Origin of the sequence: Streptomyces sp. L-9-10 (assembly GCF_004151105.1) — a bacterium.
Lineage (GTDB): Bacteria > Actinomycetota > Actinomycetes > Streptomycetales > Streptomycetaceae > Streptomyces.
Genome location: NZ_PHRF01000121.1, coordinates 49,724 through 70,835 on the forward strand (window position 1 = coordinate 49,724; position 21,112 = coordinate 70,835).

Sequence of the window (21,112 nt, forward strand, 5' to 3'; positions counted from 1 at the left end):
GGTCACCGCTTCCCGGACAAGGTCACGCGCCCGTACAGCGAGACCGAGAACGCGACCAGGCAGCCACCGAACAGCCACCCGGCCATCACGTCCGTGCCCCAGTGCACCCCCAGCCAGAGCCGGGTGAGGCCCGCCCCGGCCACCGATACCGCCGCGACGACGACCGCCGTACGCCAGAGCCGGCCGCCGGCCCCGTGGCGGCGTGCCAGCCACAGCAGCAGCCCGCAGGTCACCGCGGCGGTCATGGCATGCCCGGAGGGGAACGCCGCGAAATGCGCGGAGTCGACCGGGTCGGGCCACCGCGGGCGCTCACGGTCGACCGCGGCCTTCACCCCCTGGGAGACGGCCGCGCCCAGCGCCGCCGTCCCGGTCGTCCACAGCGCGAGCAGTCGCTCATGCCGCAGCCACAGTGTGATCACGGCCACCGCGGTCAGCAGCCGCATCATCCAGGGATCCCAGACCCAGTCGGTCAGCACCCGGTTCGCCCAGGTCGCGCCGGGCTCGTCCACCGCGCGGCGGTGCAGGCCGTCCGCGACCCACCGGTCGAAGGAGACCAGCGGAGCCCACTCCGCGACGACGAGGACGGTCAGCATCCCCGAGAGGACGGCCAGCAGCGTTGCCACCGCGCCCGCTCCGGTGAGTCCGGCGAGCGGGGGACGGGCCGGGGGCGGCGGAGAGGACACGGGGGCCGAGGGTGAGTGCATGGGGGAGATCCTCGCGCACGCGGTGCGCGGGGGGCCATTCCGGGGCGGGACGGGGCCGGCTGTCCCGGCTATCCCAGAGCGCGAAGAGCCGGTACGAAGGCGACCAGCAGTGGCACCACCGGCACCAGCGCCGCCGCCGCGGTCAGCCGCAGCCTGCGTCCCGCGGTGAGCCGGGGTACGGGCGACAGCAGCCGGTTCACCCGCTGTGGCAGCTGTGCGTCCGGGGTGGTGCCGGGCCCGAACACCCCGCGGTCCTCGTTCAGTTCGACCAGCGCGAGCGCGATCGTCAGCCGTCCGAAGCGCCGCGAAGCGACATCGTCCGCGGCCAGTTCGACCAGCCGGTGCATCTCGTCGCGGAACGCCGCGAACACCGGGATCTGCGGGAATCCGTTCGCCAGCGCCCCCGAGCAGTGCAGCAGCCAGTCGTGCCTGGCGCGCGCGTGGCCCTCCTCATGGGCGAGTACGGCATCGAGCTGACGCCCCTTCAGGCGGCGCAGCGCGGCCGTGGTGATGACCAGCTGGGGTGCGGCGCCAGGCAGCCACCACGCGCCGGGACGCTCGCCCTCCAGGACCACGAGGGGCTCTCCGCTCGGCTCCTCACCGGGCAGTACGGGCGAGCGTACGAGCAGTTCCTTGCGGCGCTGCCGGCGTCGGCGGCGGGCCCGGTGGATCTCGCGGGTGAGCATCGCGGCCGTCCAGAGGCCACCACTGGCCAGCAGCACGGTCAGCGCGACGGTCCACGGCCCGTGCGAACCGAAGGCGTAGGCCTCCACCACGCCGCGCGGGGCGGGTGCGAAGACATGGCCGCGGACGCGGAGCCAGGAGGCGGCGGCGCTGAAGGTCATGGAGAGCGCGAAGCTCAGCAGTACGGCCGCCACGACGCACTGCCACACCCACAGCGCCACCACGGGCTCGCGCTCCGGCCAGTCGGCGCGCGACAGGAGCCGCGGGGCGACGACGGCGGTCAGCGCACCGAGCAGCAGCAGTGCCAGGGAGACCATCATGGGCCCCAGGGTATGAGGGGCGCGCTACTCAGGGGTATGTCCTTACCTGGCAAGTGACCCACGACACGTTTCGGCGCGGGCGCCGCTGATCTTCCGGGGCCGGATGCTCCGGGGCCGGATCCTCCGAGGCCGGCCGGACCGGCCGCGATCGGTGGGGGCGGGCCGAGGCCGGATGAGGCCGGCTGTGATCGGTCGCGATCAGAGCGTGAGCAGCATCGCCAGCATCGCGATGCCCATGGAGAGCCGGCAGACCAGCGCCAGCTCCGGCCGCTCGCCCCAGCCCACCAGGGCCGCACCACCCCCGCCCTCGGGGCCCGCGGTGGCCGGGACGGGCAGCAGCCGGGCGCCCGCCCACAGCACATAGCCGGCGTAGTAGACCAGCAGCACGCCGGTGATCAGCGGCGCGCCGCTGATCACGCCCGTCGCGCCCTGCATGTGCGCGCTGTGCGCCCCGGCCGGGGCGACGGCCATGGCCCCGGCCATGTAGACCATCGCGAGCGTCCCCAGCAGATGGTGCAGCCGGTGCCCCGAACCACCGCCGCGGACGAGCGTATGGAGCGCCGCGCCGAAGAACACCACCACGTATCCCGCCCAGACCCACCGGGGCGGTGTCAGCACGGCGGCGGGCACCGCCATGGCCGCCATCCCGAACCCCATCAGGGCCTCACCGCCCACCGAACCGCGCTGGTCGCCCACGCTGTCGCGCAACCGGAGCAGACAGTAGCTCCCGGCCGCCGCGCAGAGCGCGACGAGCAGCCAGCCGGACGTCGCCGTTCCGTGCATCGCGCACCTCTCCGTGTACCCGTCTGGGGACTCGTCCAGGGAATGCCCGACGCCGACGATGCGCATACGAGCGCAGAGGGACACAGGGGGAGCGCACCGGGGGTCACGGGCCCGGCGGGGCACCGCCGTTCGGTTATTCGCATTTCAGTGGAAACGGAAAGCGTAAAGAAAATCGGCTGACACGCCGTCGATTTCCCGGAACGAATTCCTGGCGCGCGTGGCCTTGTGGTGACGGTAGCGCCCGACTACTTTGCAATGGCGTTCCCTTGGGGGCCGGGCGGACTGCCGACGCCTGTAAAACCCCCCACCCCCGAGGGCTTTACGTCTTTCTGGCAGAAATCGAGTGGGAGGCATTCCCCCATGCATATGTCACGACGGTCCGCCATCGCGTCCGCGCTGGCCGCCTCGGCCGCCATCGCCGGCGTCGGCGCAGCCCAGCAGAGTGCGTCGGCCTCCGAACCGCGCCGCCGCGCACAGCCGGCTCCCGCCGCGAGTCCCCCCGGCGACGTGGTCGGCAAAATCACCGTGGGCTACCAGGGCTGGTTCGCCTGTACCGGTGACGGCGCCCCCATCAATGGGTGGTGGCACTGGAGTCAGAACATGAGCCAGCCGCCGTCGCTCAGCAATACGACCATCAAGTCGTGGCCGGACATGCGGGAATACTCGCGCGGTTACCCCACCGCCTACCCGAACCTGAACGGCGGCCAGCCCGCCACGCTGTTCTCCTCGTGGGACCAGCAGACGGTCGACACGCACTTCCGCTGGATGCGGGAGAACAACTGCGACACGGCCGCGCTCCAGCGCTTCAACCCCTTCAGCCCGGAGGGCCCGACCCGGGACGCGATGGCGCAGAAGGTGCGCCAGTCGGCCGAGGCCAACGGCCGCAAGTTCTACATCATGTACGACGTCACCGGCTGGACGTCCATGCAGTCCCAGATCAAGGAGGACTGGACGTCGAAGATGAGGGCGCACACCGCGTCCAGCGCCTACGCGAAGCAGAACGGCAAGCCGGTGGTGTGCATCTGGGGCTTCGGCTTCAACGACCCCGGCCGGCCCTTCGCGCCCGGACCGTGCAAGGAGGTCGTGGACTGGTTCAAGGCCCAGGGCTGCTACGTCATCGGCGGCGTGCCCACCCACTGGCGCAACAGCACCGACGACTCACGCCCCGGCTTCCAGGACGTGTACCGCGCGTTCAACATGATCTCGCCCTGGATGGTCGGACGGATCAGCAACGTCGCCGACACCGACCGGTTCTTCCGCGACGTCAACACCCCCGACCAGGCGGAGTGCAACGCCCGCGGCATCGACTACCAGCCGTGTGTGCTGCCGGGAGACCTCCAGGAACGCCACCGCGCCCACGGTGACTTCATGTGGCGGCAGTTCTACAACATGGTGCGGGTCGGCGCGCAGGGCATCTACATCTCCATGTTCGACGAGTTCAACGAGGGCAACCAGATCGCGAAGACCGCCGAGACCGGTACGCAGGTGCCGTCCGGATCGGGCATCTGGGCGCTGGACGAGGACGGCACGTCCTGCTCGTCCGACTACTACCTGCGGCTGACCGGCGACGGCGGCCGGATGCTCAAGGGGCAGATCGGACTGACGGCCACCAGGCCCACCCAGCCCCGGGTCTGACGGAACGCCGGACACGGAACGCCGGACGCGGAAGGTCGGACACGGAACGTCAGGCAGCGGGACGATGACGTACGGGCCGCCGGGGACATCCCGGCGGCCCTGCGCGTCAGCGGGCCGGCAGATGCCGTGTCCGGCTCTCCCGCCCGCGCAGCCGGGGGGTGAACGTCGCGTGGAAGATGGTCGAGGCCGCTCCCACCGCGGCGGCCTCCGCGCTCAGCACGGACGGCTCGACCGCGACCCGCCGCAGCCGTCTGGCGGTGGGGAACGCGTTGACGGTACGGGCGATCTCGTCCAGGTAGAAGCCGGCGACGTCCTCGGTGAAGAAGGGGCCGCCGAGCACGATCAGATCGATGTCCAGCAGATCGACCATGCCCAGCGCCCCCCGCCCCACCGCCTGCGCGACCTCGCGTACGGCCGCCGCCGCCGCGGGGTCGCCCGCGGCGGCGGCCTCGCCCACCGCCAGATACGCGGCGGTGCTCCCGGACGTGCGCCCCGGCGCGGCCGGTACGGGACGCATCCCGCCCCGTACCGCGAGCTCCGGCACGGACACCGGCGGATTGCACTCAGGAAGGATCTCCGGACGGCCGTCCTTGGCCACCCGCCCCAGTGCTATGGCGCACAACTGCCCGAACTCCCCGGCGTTGGCGCTGATCCCGCGATACAGGTCGCCGTTGAGATAGAGCCCCGTACCGACGCCCGTACCGAGATAGAGATACGCGAAGTCCCTGGCCCTGCGGTCGCGCCCGATCCACCGCTCGCCGGCCGCCGCCGCGGTGGAGTCCTTCTCCATCAGGACGGGGCACGGGAAGTGGTCCTGGAGCAGGTACAGCAGCGGCAGATCGCCCCAGGCCGACATCAGCGGCGGCCCGAGGACCGTGCCCGACGCGATGTCGACCGGTCCCGGTACGGCGACCCCGATCCCGAGGAAGCCGTCCTCCCGCACCGACCCGCGCGCCTCCGCCAGTGTCTCCCGGCCCAGCGCGGCCACCCGTTCGACGAACTCCGCCGGGTCGATGTCGGCGGTGACGGGGCGGGTACGGGTACGGACGATCGCGCCGTCGAGATCGATGACGACCGCGGTGAGCACCTCCGGGTCGATATGGATCCCGAGGGCGTGGGCCGCCGTCCCGCAGAGCCGTACCGGCGTACGGGGTTTGCCCGAGGTCGCGCGCCGCTGGGCGTCCTCGATGAGAATGCCGCGGTCCAGCAGCGAACGGGCGATCCGGGAGACCGACTGCTGGGTGAGGCCCGTGCGGTGGGCGATCTCGCCCCGGGTGATGGTGCCGGAGAGCCGTACCGTCTCGATGACCACACACTCGTTGAACGAACCCAGATCGATCTGGTTGACCCCGCTCCAGGACTGGCTTCCCGCCGTGCTCTCCGGGCGGCGGTCCGTGCCCGGAAGGCCCGCGACGTTCTCGCGCAGCCAGCGCACCGCGGTGCACGGGGCGTCGGGCCGCGCCGTCGCGTACCGCTCCAGCTCGGCCGCCAGATCGAGATAGACGCGGCGCGAGGACTCCGGATGGCTGGTGCTGTCGAGCGCGATCATGGCCCGGAGGAAGGTGCGCCAGGTCGACCGCGCGGGAATCTGATGTCTCGTCACCGTGCCGTCCGAAGGGGCCTGTTGGAGGGTGCCGCTACCGCCCGCCGCGTCCCACAGCGTGATGGCGTGCAGCCCGAGGTCCGGATGGCTGCGGCCGGCCTCGGCCAGATACTCCGCCAGGCCGTACGAAGGCGAGTCGTCGCCCTCCGCCCCGCGCGCCGTCGCCGCCGTCAGCGCGGCCTCCACCGCCCGGTCGAGTCCGGCGAGTACGTCCGCGCCGAGCACGGTCCCGGCGGCGGACTGCCGGGGAACCCCCCGTCCGGTGCCCGTGAGGAGCACGGCGCGCCGCGGGTCCACGTACAGGCCCATCACCCAGACCTCGCCGCTCGGCAGCGGCGGTCTGGTCGGTACGGACGGGGCGGGCGTCTCGTCGGGGGAGAGCCGCCAGCGGCGCCGTATCCCGGCGACCGTGGCGTGCGAGAGCCCCAGTTCCCTGGCGACCGCGCGCGAGGCGCCGCTGCCACCGGGCGCCAGCAGCGTACGGGTGACGACCTCCGCCTCGTCCACGGTGGCGGGCCGGCCGGTGCGCGGCCGGTGTCCGAGACCGTCGATCCCGGCGCTCGTCCAGCGCTGCCGCCAGGTGCCGGCCGTCTGCCGGGACACCCCGAGCCGACGGGAGATCTCGGCGTCGCGCAGCCCCTCGGCGGCGAGGAGGACGACACGCGCGCGGGTCGCGAGGGGGCCGCCCTCCTCGGCCCAGCGGTGTAAGACGGCCCGGTGCTCCGGGGGCAGAGAGCCGACCGGGCCGTCGTCTTGGGGGGCCTCAGGCATCAGTGCCTCCGGCCCCGGGATGCGCCGCGGCGGGGCCCGTCGCCGAGCCCGTACGTCCCACAGACGGGGCCGTACGGTCCGTCGGCGAGGTCGTACGGTCCGTGGACAGGGCCGTGCGGTCCGCCGCCGGGCGGTCCCCGGGCGTGAGCCGCAGCGTCAGGATCTGGAAGGGGCGCAGTGTCAGTGCCACCGAGCCGTTCTCGTACGGGCGGGCGGCGAGCGGCTCCTCCAGGAGGTCCGTCTCGCACACGGACGCCACCGGGAACGCGGCGGAGAGCGCCGTACGGGCCCGGCCGCCACGCGACTCGTAGACCCGTACGACCACATCCCCCGAGCGGTCGTCGGCGAGCTTCACCGCCTCCACGAGCACATCGGGATGGTCCACCGAGACCAGCGGCGGCGCGGCGGATCCCGCGGGCTCCGAAGGGCCGGGGCGCAGCGGCAGACCGACGGCGTACCCCTCGGCGACCGCGTCACCGATCCCCGCCCCGGGGCGTACCGAGTGCCGGAAGCGCTGCGGACCCCGGTCGGCGTGCGGGTCGGGGCTGTGCGCCGCGCGCAGCAGGGTGAGCCGTACGGTCGTGGTCGTACCGGCGTCCTCGCGGGTGTGGCGCGAGACGTCGTAGCCGTACGTGGAATCACCGGCCAGCGCCACGCCCCAGCCGTGCTCGCCCACATGGATCCAGCGGTGCGCCCACAGCTCACAAGGGGCCGTGTCCCTGCCGGAGTTCACGTGTGTGGGGCGCGCGACATGGCCGAACTGGACCTCCGCGCGGCTGTGTTCGGCATGTACGTCGAGCGGCCAGACAGCCTTGAGGAGAGCGTCACGTTCGCGCCAGTCGATCTCCGTGTCGATCGTCAGGGACCGGCTGCCGGCGGTCAGTGAGAGCGTCTGCTCGATCGCGGACCTGCCGGTGTTCCGTACCACCCGGACGGCCGCCAACAGCGCTCCCTCCTCGCTCACTTCGACCGACTCCGCCCGGTCGAGATCGCGGAACGCCCCGCGGTGGCGGGCGTCCAGGTTCCGGGCGCTCCAGCGCGGCGGGTCGTCGCGGTGCAGCCGCAGCAGATTGCCCGCCGCTCCCGGGGCGACGGCCTCCCGTCCGGTGGCGAGGTCCAGCACGGAGCGTACGAGCCCCTCGGCGTCGACATGGACCCGCAGCAGTCCGTTGTCCAGCAGCCACCCGCCGCCGTCCGCGGGCTGTACGGTCACCGGCGCGACAGGCTCGGTAAGGGCAGGCTCGGGAACGATGGCACCGCGGCCGAGGGCGGGCGCCTCGGCCAGTACGGCGACACGTCCGTCGGAGAGCCGCTGACCGCCCCCCGCCGGCCGGTCCCGGTCCAGGACCACCACCTCGCGGCGCGCCAGCGGCCCCGCGTTGAAGACGGACGCGCCGGTGGCGGTGCCGCCGTCGGACGCTCCCACGGCCCGGCGGATCAGCCGCTCCAGACGGCGGTGGACCTCGCGGTGGACCTGCTCGGCCTCCTGGTGCGCCCAGGCGGTCGAGGCGCCGGACAGCAGATCGTGGCTCTGCTGGAGCAGGACCTTCTTCCACAGCGTGTCCAGTTCGTCGTACGGATAGGGGACGCCGTCCCGTACGGCGGCGGTCGCCGACCACAACTCGGCCTCGCGCAGCAGCGATTCGGCGCGGCGGTTGCCGCGCTTGGTGCGCGCCTGGCTGGTGTACGTGCCGTGGTGGGTTTCCGGGCGGAACTCACCGCGCCACACCGGTGTGTCCGGCCGCGCGTCGAGGGCCTCCCGGAAGAAGTGCGCGGGGTGCCGGCTCACGACCCGCGGCGAGCCTTCGAGATCGGCCAGCCGGCGGGCGCGCTCCAGCGTCCCGGGGGTGGGGCCGTAACCGTCGGCGTGGCCGAGGGGCAGCAGGGAGCGGGCGGCGTCGCCCTGCTCGGCGAACGCCTGCGCGGCGTAGGCGAGTTCGTCGCCGCCGAGTGCACCGCGACCGAGTTCACCGCGACCGGTTACGCCGGCGTCGAGTTCATCGACGACCCGTTCGCCGTGGGTGAGAGCGGAGGCGGGCGGGAAGTGGCTGAGGATACGGGTGCCGTCGATGCCCTCCCACCAGAAGGTCGGGTGCGGTACGGGGCCTGAACTCTCCGCGAGGAACCAGCGGGCCCCGGCGAGCACCGCCAACTGCGGGAAGGCGGCGCTCAGTCCGGAGGCGCCGGGCAGCCACACACCGTCGGTGTCGGTGCCCAGCTCCTCGCGGCAGAAGCGGCGGCCGTGCACGAACTGGCGGGCCAGCGCCTCGCCGCCGGGGAGATTTCCGTCGGGCTCCGCCCACATACCCCCGACCGGCGCCCAGTTGCCGTCGGCGACGGACTTGCGCACCCGCTCGAAGACATCCGGATGGCGGTCCTTCATCCAGGCGTACCGGTGGGCGGAGGGCGCGGCGACGGTCAGTTCCGGGTACTCCTCCGCCAGCGCGGTCATGGTGCTGAAGGCGCGGGCGGTCTCGCGTACGGTCTCGCGAGCCGGCCCCAGCCGGGCCGCCCCCAGGGGTGCGCGTCCGACGACGGAGACGGTGTGCGCGGACTCGTGCGCGCGACGGGCCAGTACGGGGGCGAGGATCCGCCGCGCGTCCGGGGCCGTCCCGGCGACATCGCGGGGATCGACGGCGTCCACGGCCTCTTCGAGGGCCCGCAGGATCGCGTACCGGCGGGGCAGCTCGGCCGGGAGCGCGCGCATCAGACCGTCCAGGACATCGATGTCATGGATCAGCTGCCAGATGCCCTCGTCGCGTACGGCGAGATCGGCGCGGAGCAGCCGGTACAGGGGCTCGTCCCCCGCGGTGACCGGGTCCCCGTAGTGCGCGCCCGCGCCGGTGGCCGCGTCGATCGGCGGATTGGCGGCGGCCTCGACGAACAGCCGGACCGGCTCGCCGCCGCTCGCCGGGGCCGACACCGTCATGGACCGGTGGAGCCGGTGCAGCCCCTGGAGAGGGGTGCCGCGCGGGTCGTGGACGAGTCCCACGGCACGGCTCCCCGACCCGCCGGCGCCCCCGGAACCGAAGCCGGAGCCGTTGCCGGGCTCGAAACCGGAGCCGGACTCGAAGCCGAGGTCGAAGACCGCCTCCACCCGCTCGCCCGCCCAGCGCTGCGGGACGGTGGCGTGGACCTGGAACCAACTGGTCGACCAGGGACGGCCCCAGGCGTCGCCCACGAAGAACGGTGTGTAGTCGGCCCGCAGGGCCACATCGACGGGGACCGGTTCACCGGGGATGTGCCAGGCACTGATATCCATCGGAAGCCGCCCGGTGTACAGCGCGGGACGGAGTCGGGCGGCGAGGAAATGACTGATCCGCGCCTCTCCGGCGTTCCTGCGGTCATACATGGGCGGCCCTTCCTGTCCAGCCAGTAACCGCCATGTAAAACCACGTGTGTTATCAAGTCAACGGCTTTCCTCTTCCTTCTTCTGCCTGGTGATGACGGCGTGCATCGGAATTGTCAGGTTAATAAATTGACGAATGGCGAAGCCGTCGGAAAGTAAGTGAATTGACAACGCGTGAAGGGAAGACCGGCCGCCGCCCGGTGCCGCGTCAGTGCCGGACCGGCTCCGGCTTGCGGCAGACGCTCTCCACCGGGAGCGCCCTGCCCTGCCGCGCCGAGTCGAGCAGCGTCAGCATGATGTCGAGGACATGGCGCGCCAGTTCGGCGGACGCCCGGTGCGGGCGGTCCCCGGCGAGCGACTCGGCCAGATCCGCGAGGCCGGTGCCGCGTCCGGCTCCCACGTATCCGGCCGTGACCGGCAGCGTCTCCCACTCCCCGGTGCCCCGGTGCAGTTCGACCGTTCCGTCGAACCCGTTCGGGTCGGGGACGGACAGTGAGCCCCCGGTGCCGTGCACCTCGATACGGGGCAGCCGGGCGGCCTGGATGTCGAAGCTCATCACCAGCGTGGTGAGGGCGCCGTTGGCGTGTCGCAGGATGCCCGTGACATGGGTGTCGACCTCCACCGCGAACCGTTCCCCGGCCCGCGGCCCGCTGCCGATCTCCCGTTCGTCGCGCGGCCGGGATCCCGCGCCGGTGACGGTGATGACGGGGCCCAGCAGATGGACGAGCGCCGAGAGGTAGTACGGGCCCATGTCGAGCAGTGGCCCGCCGCCCCGCCGGTAGTAGAACTCCGGGTCCGGGTGCCAGCGTTCGTGGCCCGCCGTGGTCATGAAGGCCGTCGCGGCGACCGGCGTGCCGATCAGCCCGTCGTCGACCGCCTTGCGCGCCGTCTGGACGCCCGTACCGAGCACGGTGTCGGGCGCGCAGCCGATCCGCAGCCCGCCCGCTCCGGCCGCGGCCAGCATCCGGTCCGCCTCCGCGCGCGTGGCGGCCAGCGGCTTCTCCCCGTACACATGCTTGCCCGCGGCGAGCGCGGCCAGGGCGACTTCGGCATGGACCGCCGGGATCGTCAGATTGAGTACGGCGTCCACGTCGGGGCGCGCCACCAGCTTGGCCACCGATCCGGCGACCGCCGCGCCGGGCACCCGGGCGGCGACCGACGCGGCGCGTTCCTGGTCGAGATCCGTGACGGCCGTCAGTGTGACGTTCTCCAGCCGCTCCAGTGTGTCCAGATAGGCGCCGCTGATCTTGCCCGCGCCCACCATGCCGATCCTCAGCGGCTCGCCCACAGCAGTCCCCTCTCGGTGAGTACCCGTACCTCGGGCACATCGAAGTCGTCCGGTTTGTGGCCGATGGTGGAGACGAAGACCCGTCCCTCGCCCCAGGTCCTGGTCCAGACGGCGGGCATGGTGACCGGTCGTGCCCGCTCCTCGTCCGCCGCGAACTCCGTGGTCGCCAGGACGTCGATCAGCGGGTCGGTGGCCAGCCAGTACTTCTCCGTATGGACACCGAAGTCGCTCAGCCCGGCGATCACCGGGTGGCCGGCGCGCTCCTCGACCAGCGTGACCTCGTGGTCGGAGAAGCCGGGCGGATGCATCAGGAACTGCCCGCCGGTGAGCAGCTGGTAGCCGACATCGCCCCGGAAGGAGTCCACGATCCCGCCGTGCCAGCCGGCCAGTCCGGTGCCGGCCAGGACCGCCGCGGTGAGCCCCGCGCTCTGCTCGGCCGTGATCTCGCCCATCGTCCAGCACTGGACCACCAGATCGGTGGCGGCGAGCAGCTCGGCGTCCGTGTAGACGTCCAAGGTGTCGGAGATCCGGATGTCGAAGCCGCGGTCGCGGAGGAAGGGCAGGAACAACTCCGTGATCGCCACGGGCTGGTGTCCCTCCCAGCCGCCACGGACCACCAGGGCCCTCCGGGCTTCGGATGTCTCGGACGTCATGGTCGTGCACGCTCCCATCGGTGGTGCGGGGCAGGTCGGTGTTGCGCGGCAGGCCCAGTGAACGTGGGCATACGTATAGCGGAATAACCTACTGCCATCCGAACGTAGGGAGAGGGAGATCTATTTGTCAACGACTCTACCAAATGGGCGGCGGAACGGCGTCAGTGCTGCCCGAGCCGTTTGAGCAGAGTCCGCAGCGAGTGGGCCGCCTCGGTGACCGCGAGAGCGATCTCCTCCGCGCGGGCGTCGTCCATCCGGCTCTTGGGCGCGGAGCAGCTGATCGCGTCGCCGCCGCCGTGGCCCGTGCCGAGCGCCACGGCCACGCACCGGATGTCCGGCGAGTTCTCGCCGTCGTCCATGGCCCACCCGCGCAGCCGCGCCTCGGACAGCTGGTCCAGCAGCGCGTCGGGGTCGGTCACCGTGTCCGGAGTGAGCCTCTCCAGTGGCCAGTTGAGCCGCATCCTGATCTCGGCCGCGTCATAGAGGGAGAGCATCGCCTTGCCCAGCGCCGTGGCGTGCGCGGGCAGCCGGCGGCCCACCGCCGAGTACATCCGCAGGGCATGCCGGGACTCACGTTTGGCCAGGTAGACGACGTCCGTACCGTCGAGCCTGCCCAGGTGCACCGACTCGCCCGTCTCCTCCGCCAGGGAGTCGAGCACCGGTCCCGCGAGGCTCGCCACATCGTCGCCCTCCAGATAGGCCGTACCCGTCAGCAGGGCTTTGAGGCCAAGGCTGTAGCGGGTGCCCGACGGGTCCAGATCCACCCAGCGGCGCGCCTCCATCGTGCGGAGGATCGCGTGCAGGCTGCTCTTCGGTACGGCCATCGTGCCGGCCAGTTCGGCGAGCGAGAGCCGGGCGCCTTCCGCGCCCAGGAGTTCGAGCACCTCAAGTACCCGAGCCGCGGACTTGACCTCTTCGGGCTTGCGCCCCCGCGCTGCTGCTGCCACCGATTCCACGGAACCTCCGCTTCTCGCACCGGTGCCCCTCGGCGAACCGGTCGGCACGAATCTCGACGTGCGTCTTGACGCTATATCACCCCAACCATAAGTTCAGTCACTCCAACGCCATTCGGCCTTCTGAACGGTTGATCCTTAGGTAGGGGCCATGCGTATACCTATATCGAGGAATGTCCGGCTCGCGGCGGTCGCCGTCGTCACGGCGCTCTCGCTCACCACACTCTCCGCCTGCGGCGGGTCCTCCGACTCCGGAGGGAACTCCACCTCGCTGGAGATGTGGACCTTCAAGCAGTCCCACGCCGGCGCGTTGCGCAACGCCGCCGCCGAGTTCGAGAAGCAGACGGGCATCTCGGTCACGATCGAGGCCTACACCCCCGACGACGCCTACACCACCAAGGTGCAGTCCGCGGCGAAGACCGGCGATCTGCCGGATGTGCTGGAAGTGCACTCCGACGGCGAGGACCGGGTCTTCGGCGCGGCGGGGATCGTCTCCGACCTCGGCGACGACTTCACGGGCGACTGGGCCGGCCGTATCCAGGAGCCCGTACGGGAGTCCGGACTCGTCACCGACCAGCGCTACAAGGACTCGCTGCCGGCGACCGCCAAGGACAACGGCATCGAGAAGGGCGCCCGCTACAGCGTGCCGCTGACCGTGGGCACCTTCGGCATCGTCTACGCCAACAAGAAGCTGCTCGCCGACGCGGGTATCACGGAGCCCCCGGCCGACTGGGCCGGCTTCCTGGACGCGCTGAAGGCGACCACCGCCGAGAACCCGAAGACCGGTGGCATGTCCCTCGGCCTCAAGGTCCAGGCCACCGGCCTGACCTGGGTCCTCCAGCCGCTGGCCTTCAGCCAGCTGGGACAGCGGGGATACGAGAGCCTCTTCGGCAAGGACCCGGGCGCCGACTTCGGCTCGCCCAACGGCATCAAGATCCTGAGCATGTACGACCAGCTCACCCCGTACTGGATGCCGGGCACCCAGTCCCTCACCATCGACCAGGCCGACCAGGCCTTCGCGCAGGGCAAGTCGGCCTTCAACATCGGCGGCACCTTCACCCTCGCCTTCCTCAAGCAGAACGGGATGAACCCCGACGACGTGTTCGCGTTCGGACTGCCCTCCCCGGAGGACGGCGCCGTCCCCGACCGCGCGCTCGGCCCGCTCGCGCTGACAGGCCTGAGCGTCGCCGCCACCAGCGAACAGCCCGACAACGCCAAGAAGTGGCTGGAATTCCTCTCCACCAAGGACATCGCCGAGCGCTTCGCCAAGGACGCCTCCGACGTCCCGGCCACCGAACTCGGCGCCGACTCCGCCGCCGTACTCGGCCCGGCGCTCTCCGCCATGGTCGACAGCTTCAAGGGCACACCGCAGAACACCTACGACCCCAGCCGGGGCAACGAGTTCCGCGCGCCGGGCTACGAGCAGGACGACGCGGGCGCCATCCTCGCCGACCTCACCCCGCTGGGGACGCAGTCCGTCGGACAGACGGCGAAGAAGCTGCGCGAACTCAACGCCTCCTACTGGGCGGCGGCGCGGTGACGACGGCTCCCCGCCGGCGCATCCGTCCGTACGAGACGCTCACCGGATACCTCTTCGTCGGCCCGGCGGTGGTCCTGTTCTGTGTGATGGGCCTGTACACCGTCGGGTACGGCTTCGCGCTCAGCTTCGCGACCTGGAACGGCTTCACACCGAACTGGACCTGGGTCGGGCTGGACAACTACGCCGATCTGCTGTGGCGCAGCCCCGTCTACGCCCCACGGGTACGGCACGCGGCGGTCAACACCCTCTGGGTGATGATCGCCGCACCCGCCCTCACCGTCGCGGTCGCCTTTCCGCTCGCCGTGCTGCTCAACCGGGTCAAGCGGTTCCAGTCGGTGCTGCGCTCGGTGTACTTCCTGCCCTATGTGACCAGCGGGGTCGCGGTCTTCTTCGCCTGGCAGTACATCCTCCAGCCGGACGGCGCGGTCAACTTCCTCCTCGACGGTCTGGGGCTCGGCTCGCTCCAGCAGCCGCAGGGCTGGCTCGGCAATCCGTCCACCGCCATGCCCACCATGATCGTGGTGACGGTCTGGGGCCATGTGCCGGTCGCGATGCTGCTGTACCTGACCGGCCTGCAGGGGATCGACCGCAGCGTGCTGGAGGCCGCCGAACTGGACGGCGCGGGCTGGTGGCGCACCAACGCCTCGGTGGTCTGGCCACTGGTGCGGCCCATCACCGCCATCGTCGTACTGCTCAACCTGCGCGAGTCGCTCCAGGGCTTCCAGACCTTCCTGGTGATGACGAACGGCGGCCCCGGTGATCACACCAATGTGCTGGGCCTGGAGGCATACCGCCTCGCGTTCCTCAAGAATCTCGCGCCCACCCTGGGGCTCGCCAGTGCGCTCGGCTGGATCCTGTTCGCCGTCGCGCTCGTCCTCGCCCTGATCAACCTGCGAGCGCTGCGGAGCAGAACATGACCTCGCTCTCCATGAAAGCCCGTACCGGTGCGCCCGACGAGAGCAGGGCCCGCACCCGCCGGCTCGTCGCCCGTACCGTCGTCGGCATACTCCTCGGTCTCTACGGACTCATCAGCGTCTACCCGTTCCTCTGGATGGTGTCGGCCGCCTTCAAGGACCAGATCGAGGTCGTACGCGGCGGGCATCTGATCCCGGACAACCCGACGTTCGACACGTTCGTCGACACCTGGAACAAGCTGCACTTCTTCGACTTCTTCCTGAACAGCCTGCTGGTCACGGTCTATACGGTGGTGCTGACGCTGGTGATCTACGCGGCGGCGGGCTACGCCTTCGCCGTGCTGCGCTTCCCCGGCCGGGGTGCCCTCCAGAAACTCTTCGTGTCCCTGCTGTTCGTGCCCGGCATCACGGTGATGCTGCCGATCGTGCTGCTGGAGAACAAACTCGGCATTCTCGGTACGCACTTCGGGCTGGTGCTGCCGTTCGTCAATGGCGGCGCCCCGCTCTCGGTGCTGCTGATGACCGGCGCCTTCCTGGCCGTCCCGGGCGAGCTGCGCGACTCCGCGCGCGTCGACGGGGCGAGCGAGCTGCGGATCTTCACCAGTGTCTATCTGCCGCTGGCCAGACCCGCGTTGATCACTGTCGCGCTGCTGACGGCGATCCCGACCTGGAACGAGTTCCTGCTCACCCGGGTCTCCCTGAACGATCCGTCCACGTACACCCTGCCGCTGGGCCTCCAGTACCTCTCCACGGAGAACGTGCCGCACTACAACAACCTGATGGCGGGCGCGCTCATCGTGGTCATTCCGGTGATCCTGCTCTTCCTCAGCCTCCAGCGGTACTTCGTCAACGGGCTGGTCGGGGCGGTGAAGGGCTGACGCGGGCCCGGTCGCCGATGCCGCTCGCGTTAGGCTGCGGAGGTCCCGGCCGCACCCAGGGCGGGTCGGGCATACCGGACAGGCCGGACAGAGGAGATCGCGCACCATGGACGTCCCCAGCCACCCCACCGCCCCGCACCGGACCGGCGCACTCGTCTACCGGGACGCCACGGCGGCCGACACCGACGCGCTCGTCGCCCTCATAGAGTCGGCGTACCGCGGTGACAGCAGCCGTACGGGATGGACCACCGAGGCGGACATCCTGGAGGGGCAGCGGACCGACGCGCAAGGGGTGCTCGACGTGATCGAGTCGCCCGGCAGCCGGCTGCTGGTCGTCGAGCGGGACGGCGCGCTTGTCGCCTGCTGCCAGCTCGAACACCGCGAGGACGCCGCCTACTTCGGGATGTTCGCCGTGGTGCCCGGCTCGCAGGGCTCCGGCCTCGGGCGGCAGGTCCTGGCGGCGGCGGAGCGCATCGCGGGCGAGACCTGGGACGTGCGGGAGATGCACATGACCGTGATCACGGTCAGGGAGGAACTGATCGCCTGGTACGAGCGGCGCGGCTACCGCCGTACGGGAAAGCTGCATCCCTTCCCGTACGGCGACGAGCGCTTCGGTATCCCGCGGCGTGCCGACCTGGAGTTCGAGCTGCTGGTCAAGCCGCTCGGCTGAAACGCCGCGGCGCTGGGACACGGGGTCCGGTCAGGATCCGCGCGGGATCGCGCGGATCCCGCGCGGACTCAGGCGGTGAGGCGGATTCAGGCGGTGAACCTGCCCGTGCGCCGGATCTCCGGGAAGTCCGTGGTCACCGCCCCCAGCTGGAACGCGCGCGCCAGCCGCAGCTGGTCCTGGGTGTTCACCACCCAGCCGATGATCCCCAGCCCCTCCGCGTGCGCGCGCTCCACGACCTCCAGGGTCAGTCTCCGGATGTTCAGGGCCAGCCGGGCGGCGCCCACCGCCCTGGCCCGGTCCACGATGTCGGCGCCCCAGCGGCTGGCGACCAGTACGGTACGTACGCCCGGCACCAGTGAGGTGATCTCGGCGACCGCCTCGTCATGGAACGACGACACCTCGACGCGTTCCACGAGCCCGCGCCGGAGCATCACCTCCGCCAGCGCGCGGGCCGCGGCCCTGTCCTTGATCTCGGCCTGGAGCGGCGACCGTACGGCGTCCAGCACCTCCTCGAAGACCGGGACGCGCTCGCCCCGCCCCGCGTCCAGCTCCCGGAGCCCGGCGAGCGTGTGATCGGCGATCGCGCCCGTTCCGTCGGTCGTACGGTCCACGTCCGTGTCGTGCATGACGGCGAGGGCGCCGTCCTTGGTCAGATGGAGGTCCAGTTCGATGGCGTCCATACCCGCGCGCTCGGCATGCAGAAAAGAGCGCAGGGTGTTCTCCGGTTCGACACCCATCACTCCACGATGACCGATGGTCTGGAAAGTCAAGACGATCCTCGCTTCCGTCGACGGCGGCTCCCGCGCGCAGCCTAACGGCCAGGCCCCTCCCTGGGACCCGGCCGCGCACCAGTGAGTCCGGAGGCCGGTTGGAGCCCGCGACGCTACGCTGGTTACGAGTGTCCTTCCCCTGGATCGCGGGAAAAACTGCGGTGACCAAGGGGGTGCGCAGGATAATTTGTGTCATCCCTGCTTGTAAGGGAGAAGCGAAGCCCTATACGGTGTCTTGACGCCAAGTTCTCCCGTGGAGGAAGTGACATGACGGAAATTCTTGCGCAGGACGCCGCCGTAACCGGTATATCGAGGGCTGCCCGGGTGATCGAACACCCGGCCTGGCGGGAGCTCAAGGATGCCGTCGAGGAGATCCGCCCCTGGCAGTCCGAGGACGGCTCGATCGACTTCGACGCCCAGGGCGCCCCGGCGCGCGCTCTCGTCGAGGCGACGGTCGACCGGGTCGTCACCGCGGTCGAGCAGCTCTCCCCGCTCCTCCCGCACGACTCCGCCTACCACACGGCGCTCGTCGCCGATCTGCGCAAATGGGCCGACGGCGCCTTCGACGTCCCGGACTTCCTGGACTCGCTGCTGGCCTTCCAGCCCGCCGCCGACCGGGTGGACGGCCTCCAGCACCTCGCCGTCTTCCCCATGTACACGCAGAACGGCAACCCCGACCGCAATCTCGAAGCGGTCGTGCTGCGCATGGTCTGGCCCGAGTGGCTCGCCGAACTGGAGCGCACGCGCTACGACAACCCGCTCTTCTGCGGCATCACCTTCGAGGACTTCACCTCCGGCTACGACACCAACTCCGCGGTGTTCTTCCCGGAGACCATCGCCGTACGCGAGGCCCCGGAGCGGTTCAGCTGGGGCGGGATCTTCTGCGACCGCGAGGCCGCCCGCTTCCGCCGGGTCATCGACGCGGCCGTCCGTACGCTCGGCGTCGAACTGCCCGACGACATCAGCGCGATGGTCGCCGACCAGGAACGCTGCCAGCAGGCGTTCGTGCTCTGGGACATGATCCACGACCGCACGCACAGCCATGGCGACCTGCCGTTCGACCCCTTCATGATCAAGCAGCGCCAGCCGTTCTGGATGTACGGGCTCGAGGAGCTGCGCTGCGACCTCACCGCCTTCCGGGAGGCCGTACGGCTGGAAGCGGACGGTGTCGCGCAGGGCCGCGACGTCCAGTACGCCGTCCTCTTCGACCGGATGTTCCGCTTCCCGGTCACCGGCGCGCGGGTGCGCAACTACGACGGACTCGGCGGCCAGCTGCTCTTCGCCTATCTCCACCAGCACGATGTGGTGCGCTGGACGGACAACACCCTGCGCATCGACTGGGAGCGGGCCCCGCAGGTCACCAACCAGCTCTGCGCGGAGATCGAGGACCTGTACCGGGCCGGCATCGACCGCCCCAAGCTGGTCCACTGGTTCGCCGCGTACGAACTGGTCTCGACGTATCTCGCCCCGCACCCCGGCTCCCGCTGGGCCAAGGGCCCCGACGCCCTCGACCTCACCCAGCCGCCTCGTAAGCTGGTCGACGACGTGCTTCCGGACGAGTTTCCGCTCAGCATGTTCTACGAGGCGCTCTCCAAGAAGCTGAAGAACGTGATCGCCTCGACCAAGGGGATCCGCGCCAACGACACCGGGCGAGCGGCCGCGTGAGCCCTCGCGAGCGAGAGGCCACGGCCATGAACGGAAACGGTGCCGGGAACGGCGCACTGGACGGCGCCGTGATCGCGGTGGCCGGAGCGGCGGGTCCCGCGGGCCGGGCCGTGCTGCTGCGGCTCGCGGCGGCGGGCGCCACGGTCGTCGGCGCGGACGCGGACGCCACCCGGCTGGCCGAGGCGGTCGACGCCGCACGGTCGCGGGGCGGCGCCACGATCACCGGCGACACCGTCGATCTGCTCGACCTCGCCGCCACCCGCGCGTGGGCGGACAAGACCGAGAAGGAGTTCGGCCGGATCGACGGACTGGTCCATCTCGTCGGCGGCTGGCGCGGCAGCGCCTCCTTCGCCGAGACCGATCTCGCCGACTGGGACCTGCTGGAGAAGCTGCTGATCCGCACCGTCCAGCACACCTCCCTCGCTTTCCACGACGGCCTGCTGCGCAGCGATCGCGGACGCTTCCTGCTGGTCAGCGCGGCGGGCGCGACGAAGCCCACCGCGGGCAACGCCGCCTACGCCGCCGCCAAGGCCGCCGCCGAGGCATGGACGCTGGCCCTCGGCGACGCCTTCCGCAAGGCGGGGGGCGAGGAGGGCCCCCGGGCCGCGGCTGCCATTCTGGTGGTCAAGGCACTGGTGCACGACGCGATGCGCGCCGAGCGCCCGAATGCGAAGTTCGCGGGCTTCACGGATGTCACGGACCTGGCCGAGGCCATCGCCGGAGTCTGGGACCGGCCCGCCCGGGAAGTGAATGGAAACCGCCTGTGGCTGACCCCCGAGCCGTGAGGTCCCGTACGACGGACGCGCGCCGGCACCACGACCCCGACGTACGCGGCTTCGCGAGCGACAACTACGCGGGCGCCCACCCCGAGGTCCTGGCCGCGCTCGCCGTCGCCAACGGCGGCCATCAGATCGCCTACGGAGAGGACGACTACACCGGTCACCTCCAGCGCGTCATGCACAGCCACTTCGGCCCGACGGCGGAGGCCTTCCCGGTCTTCAACGGCACCGGCGCCAACGTGGTCGCGCTCCAGGCGCTCACCGACCGGTGGGGCGCGGTCATCTGCGCCGAGACCGCGCATATCAACGTGGACGAGGGCGGCGCCCCCGAGCGGGTCGCCGGCCTCAAGCTGCTGACCGTACCGACCCCGGACGGCAAGCTCACGCCCGAGCTGATCGACCGGCAGGCGTACGGCTGGGACGACGAGCACCGGGCCATGCCACAGGTCGTGTCGATCGCCCAGAACACCGAACTGGGCACGGTCTACACGCCCGACGAGATCCGCGCCATCTGCACGCACGCCCATGAGCGGGGCATGAAGGTCCATCTCGACGGGGCGCGGATATCCAACGCCGCGGCGTCGCTGGACGTCCCGATGCGGACGTTCACCAACACCGTCGGCGTCGATGTCCTCTCCTACGGCGGCACGAAGAACGGCATGCTCTTCGGCGAGGCCGTCGTCGTCCTCGACCCGGACGCCGCGCGGGCCATGAAGCATCTGCGGAAGCTGTCCATGCAGCTCGCGTCCAAGATGCGGTTCGTATCGGTGCAGTTGGAGGCGCTCCTCGCGGGCGACCTCTGGCTGCGCAACGCCCGGCACGGCAATGCGATGGCCCAGCGGCTCGCGGAGGGCGTACGCGCGGTGGACGGAGTGGAGATCCTCCACCCCGTCCAGGCCAATGCCGTCTTCGCGCGGCTGCCGCACGAGGTGAGTGTGCGCCTCCAGCGCCGGTTCCGGTTCTACTTCTGGGACGAGAAGGCGGGGGACGTCCGCTGGATGTGCTCCTTCGACACGACGGAGGACGACGTCGACGCCTTCGTGCAGGCGCTCAAGGAAGAGATGACGCGCTAGGGCGCGAAAGCAGGCGACCGGCCGGAAACCCCTCGGTTTCCGGCCGGTCTCACCTCTCTGACGGATGCTTCCCGCCGCCC

The 21,112-nt window shown here is 71.1% G+C and carries 17 protein-coding genes; 8 read left to right on the forward strand and 9 right to left on the reverse strand.

All coding sequences use genetic code 11. From position 1 onward, the window contains the following. Window positions 1-2: 2 nt before the first annotated feature. The 3 genes from CU044_RS28745 to CU044_RS28755 all read right to left on the reverse strand — a co-directional run bounded on the left by CU044_RS28745 (window position 3) and on the right by CU044_RS28755 (window position 2,491). Complete coding sequence (locus CU044_RS28745) at window positions 3-704, reverse strand: phosphatase PAP2 family protein (protein WP_129771682.1); 702 nt, start codon at window positions 702-704, stop codon at window positions 3-5. Between the two features lie 68 nt (window positions 705-772). Further along, a complete protein-coding gene (locus CU044_RS28750; RefSeq protein ID WP_129771683.1) occupies window positions 773-1,708 on the reverse strand; it encodes a M56 family metallopeptidase in 936 nt (311 codons plus the stop codon). Between the two features lie 198 nt (window positions 1,709-1,906). Beyond that, complete coding sequence (locus tag CU044_RS28755) at window positions 1,907-2,491, reverse strand: DUF5134 domain-containing protein (protein ID WP_129771684.1); 585 nt, start codon at window positions 2,489-2,491, stop codon at window positions 1,907-1,909. Between the two features lie 360 nt (window positions 2,492-2,851). On the opposite strand from CU044_RS28755, the gene CU044_RS28760 reads away from it, so the two are divergent. Then, on the forward strand, window positions 2,852-4,126 hold the full coding sequence (locus CU044_RS28760) for a glycoside hydrolase family 71/99-like protein (RefSeq protein ID WP_129771685.1): 1,275 nt from the start codon (window positions 2,852-2,854) through the stop codon (window positions 4,124-4,126). 106 nt (window positions 4,127-4,232) lie between these two features. Here CU044_RS28760 and CU044_RS28765 read toward each other — a convergent pair whose 3' ends face one another. The 5 genes from CU044_RS28765 to CU044_RS28785 form a co-directional block, all read right to left on the reverse strand. Then, window positions 4,233-6,500, reverse strand: coding sequence for an ROK family protein (locus CU044_RS28765; RefSeq protein ID WP_129771686.1), 2,268 nt, complete (start codon window positions 6,498-6,500; stop codon window positions 4,233-4,235). Further along, window positions 6,493-9,852: a glycoside hydrolase family 38 C-terminal domain-containing protein gene (locus tag CU044_RS28770; RefSeq protein ID WP_240045901.1), complete on the reverse strand. Its 3,360-nt coding sequence runs from the start codon at window positions 9,850-9,852 to the stop codon at window positions 6,493-6,495. Before CU044_RS28770 ends, CU044_RS28765 begins: the two co-directional genes overlap by 8 nt. A gap of 205 nt (window positions 9,853-10,057) precedes the next feature. Then, a complete protein-coding gene (locus CU044_RS28775; protein WP_129771687.1) occupies window positions 10,058-11,137 on the reverse strand; it encodes a Gfo/Idh/MocA family oxidoreductase in 1,080 nt (359 codons plus the stop codon). Beyond that, window positions 11,122-11,808, reverse strand: a complete 687-nt coding sequence (locus CU044_RS28780) for a ThuA domain-containing protein (protein ID WP_129771688.1) — start codon at window positions 11,806-11,808, stop codon at window positions 11,122-11,124. The genes CU044_RS28775 and CU044_RS28780 overlap by 16 nt, the downstream gene beginning before the upstream one ends. Window positions 11,809-11,951: 143 nt before the next feature. Next, complete coding sequence (locus tag CU044_RS28785; protein ID WP_240045902.1) at window positions 11,952-12,737, reverse strand: IclR family transcriptional regulator; 786 nt, start codon at window positions 12,735-12,737, stop codon at window positions 11,952-11,954. 157 nt (window positions 12,738-12,894) lie between these two features. On the opposite strand from CU044_RS28785, the gene CU044_RS28790 reads away from it, so the two are divergent. The 4 genes from CU044_RS28790 to CU044_RS28805 all read left to right on the forward strand — a co-directional run bounded on the left by CU044_RS28790 (window position 12,895) and on the right by CU044_RS28805 (window position 16,745). Further along, window positions 12,895-14,283, forward strand: a complete 1,389-nt coding sequence (locus CU044_RS28790; protein ID WP_129771690.1) for an extracellular solute-binding protein — start codon at window positions 12,895-12,897, stop codon at window positions 14,281-14,283. Beyond that, window positions 14,280-15,200 (forward strand): sugar ABC transporter permease, encoded by a 921-nt coding sequence (locus tag CU044_RS28795; protein WP_240045903.1) that lies wholly within the window; start codon window positions 14,280-14,282, stop codon window positions 15,198-15,200. The genes CU044_RS28790 and CU044_RS28795 overlap by 4 nt, the downstream gene beginning before the upstream one ends. Further along, window positions 15,197-16,075, forward strand: a complete 879-nt coding sequence (locus CU044_RS28800) for a carbohydrate ABC transporter permease (RefSeq protein WP_129771691.1) — start codon at window positions 15,197-15,199, stop codon at window positions 16,073-16,075. Before CU044_RS28795 ends, CU044_RS28800 begins: the two co-directional genes overlap by 4 nt. 106 nt (window positions 16,076-16,181) lie before the next feature. Beyond that, entirely contained in the window at window positions 16,182-16,745 is a 564-nt protein-coding gene (locus CU044_RS28805; protein WP_129771692.1) for a GNAT family N-acetyltransferase, read from the forward strand. Between the two features lie 86 nt (window positions 16,746-16,831). Here the strand turns inward: CU044_RS28805 and CU044_RS28810 are convergent, their stop codons facing one another. Then, window positions 16,832-17,482 carry a glycerophosphodiester phosphodiesterase family protein gene (locus CU044_RS28810; RefSeq protein WP_129771693.1) on the reverse strand — a complete coding sequence of 217 codons (651 nt, stop codon included), beginning with the start codon at window positions 17,480-17,482 and terminating at the stop codon, window positions 16,832-16,834. A 300-nt stretch (window positions 17,483-17,782) separates the two neighbouring features. On the opposite strand from CU044_RS28810, the gene CU044_RS28815 reads away from it, so the two are divergent. Genes CU044_RS28815 through CU044_RS28825 form a run of 3 tightly spaced genes read left to right on the forward strand, consistent with a single transcriptional unit; the run spans window position 17,783 to window position 21,032 of the window. Then, the gene (locus tag CU044_RS28815) at window positions 17,783-19,180 is read left to right on the forward strand and encodes a DUF6421 family protein (protein WP_129771694.1); all 1,398 of its coding nucleotides are present in this window, start codon (window positions 17,783-17,785) and stop codon (window positions 19,178-19,180) included. A gap of 26 nt (window positions 19,181-19,206) precedes the next feature. After that, a complete protein-coding gene (locus CU044_RS28820) occupies window positions 19,207-19,965 on the forward strand; it encodes an SDR family NAD(P)-dependent oxidoreductase (RefSeq protein ID WP_129771695.1) in 759 nt (252 codons plus the stop codon). After that, window positions 19,944-21,032: a low specificity L-threonine aldolase gene (locus CU044_RS28825; RefSeq protein ID WP_129771696.1), complete on the forward strand. Its 1,089-nt coding sequence runs from the start codon at window positions 19,944-19,946 to the stop codon at window positions 21,030-21,032. Before CU044_RS28820 ends, CU044_RS28825 begins: the two co-directional genes overlap by 22 nt. Window positions 21,033-21,112 lie beyond the last annotated feature (80 nt).

Excerpts from the sequence above, each read along its gene's own strand:
- CU044_RS28745 (WP_129771682.1), bottom strand. The coding sequence starts at position 704 with ATGCACTCACCCTCGGCCCCCGTGTCCTCTCCGCCGCCCCCGGCCCGT.
- CU044_RS28750 (WP_129771683.1), bottom strand. The coding sequence starts at position 1,708 with ATGATGGTCTCCCTGGCACTGCTGCTGCTCGGTGCGCTGACCGCCGTC.
- CU044_RS28755 (WP_129771684.1), bottom strand. The coding sequence starts at position 2,491 with ATGCACGGAACGGCGACGTCCGGCTGGCTGCTCGTCGCGCTCTGCGCG.
- CU044_RS28760 (WP_129771685.1), top strand. The coding sequence starts at position 2,852 with ATGCATATGTCACGACGGTCCGCCATCGCGTCCGCGCTGGCCGCCTCG.
- CU044_RS28765 (WP_129771686.1), bottom strand. The coding sequence starts at position 6,500 with ATGCCTGAGGCCCCCCAAGACGACGGCCCGGTCGGCTCTCTGCCCCCG.
- CU044_RS28770 (WP_240045901.1), bottom strand. The coding sequence starts at position 9,852 with ATGTATGACCGCAGGAACGCCGGAGAGGCGCGGATCAGTCATTTCCTC.
- CU044_RS28780 (WP_129771688.1), bottom strand. The coding sequence starts at position 11,808 with ATGGGAGCGTGCACGACCATGACGTCCGAGACATCCGAAGCCCGGAGG.
- CU044_RS28790 (WP_129771690.1), top strand. The coding sequence starts at position 12,895 with ATGCGTATACCTATATCGAGGAATGTCCGGCTCGCGGCGGTCGCCGTC.
- CU044_RS28800 (WP_129771691.1), top strand. The coding sequence starts at position 15,197 with ATGACCTCGCTCTCCATGAAAGCCCGTACCGGTGCGCCCGACGAGAGC.
- CU044_RS28805 (WP_129771692.1), top strand. The coding sequence starts at position 16,182 with ATGGACGTCCCCAGCCACCCCACCGCCCCGCACCGGACCGGCGCACTC.
- CU044_RS28810 (WP_129771693.1), bottom strand. The coding sequence starts at position 17,482 with ATGGGTGTCGAACCGGAGAACACCCTGCGCTCTTTTCTGCATGCCGAG.
- CU044_RS28815 (WP_129771694.1), top strand. The coding sequence starts at position 17,783 with ATGACGGAAATTCTTGCGCAGGACGCCGCCGTAACCGGTATATCGAGG.
- CU044_RS28820 (WP_129771695.1), top strand. The coding sequence starts at position 19,207 with ATGAACGGAAACGGTGCCGGGAACGGCGCACTGGACGGCGCCGTGATC.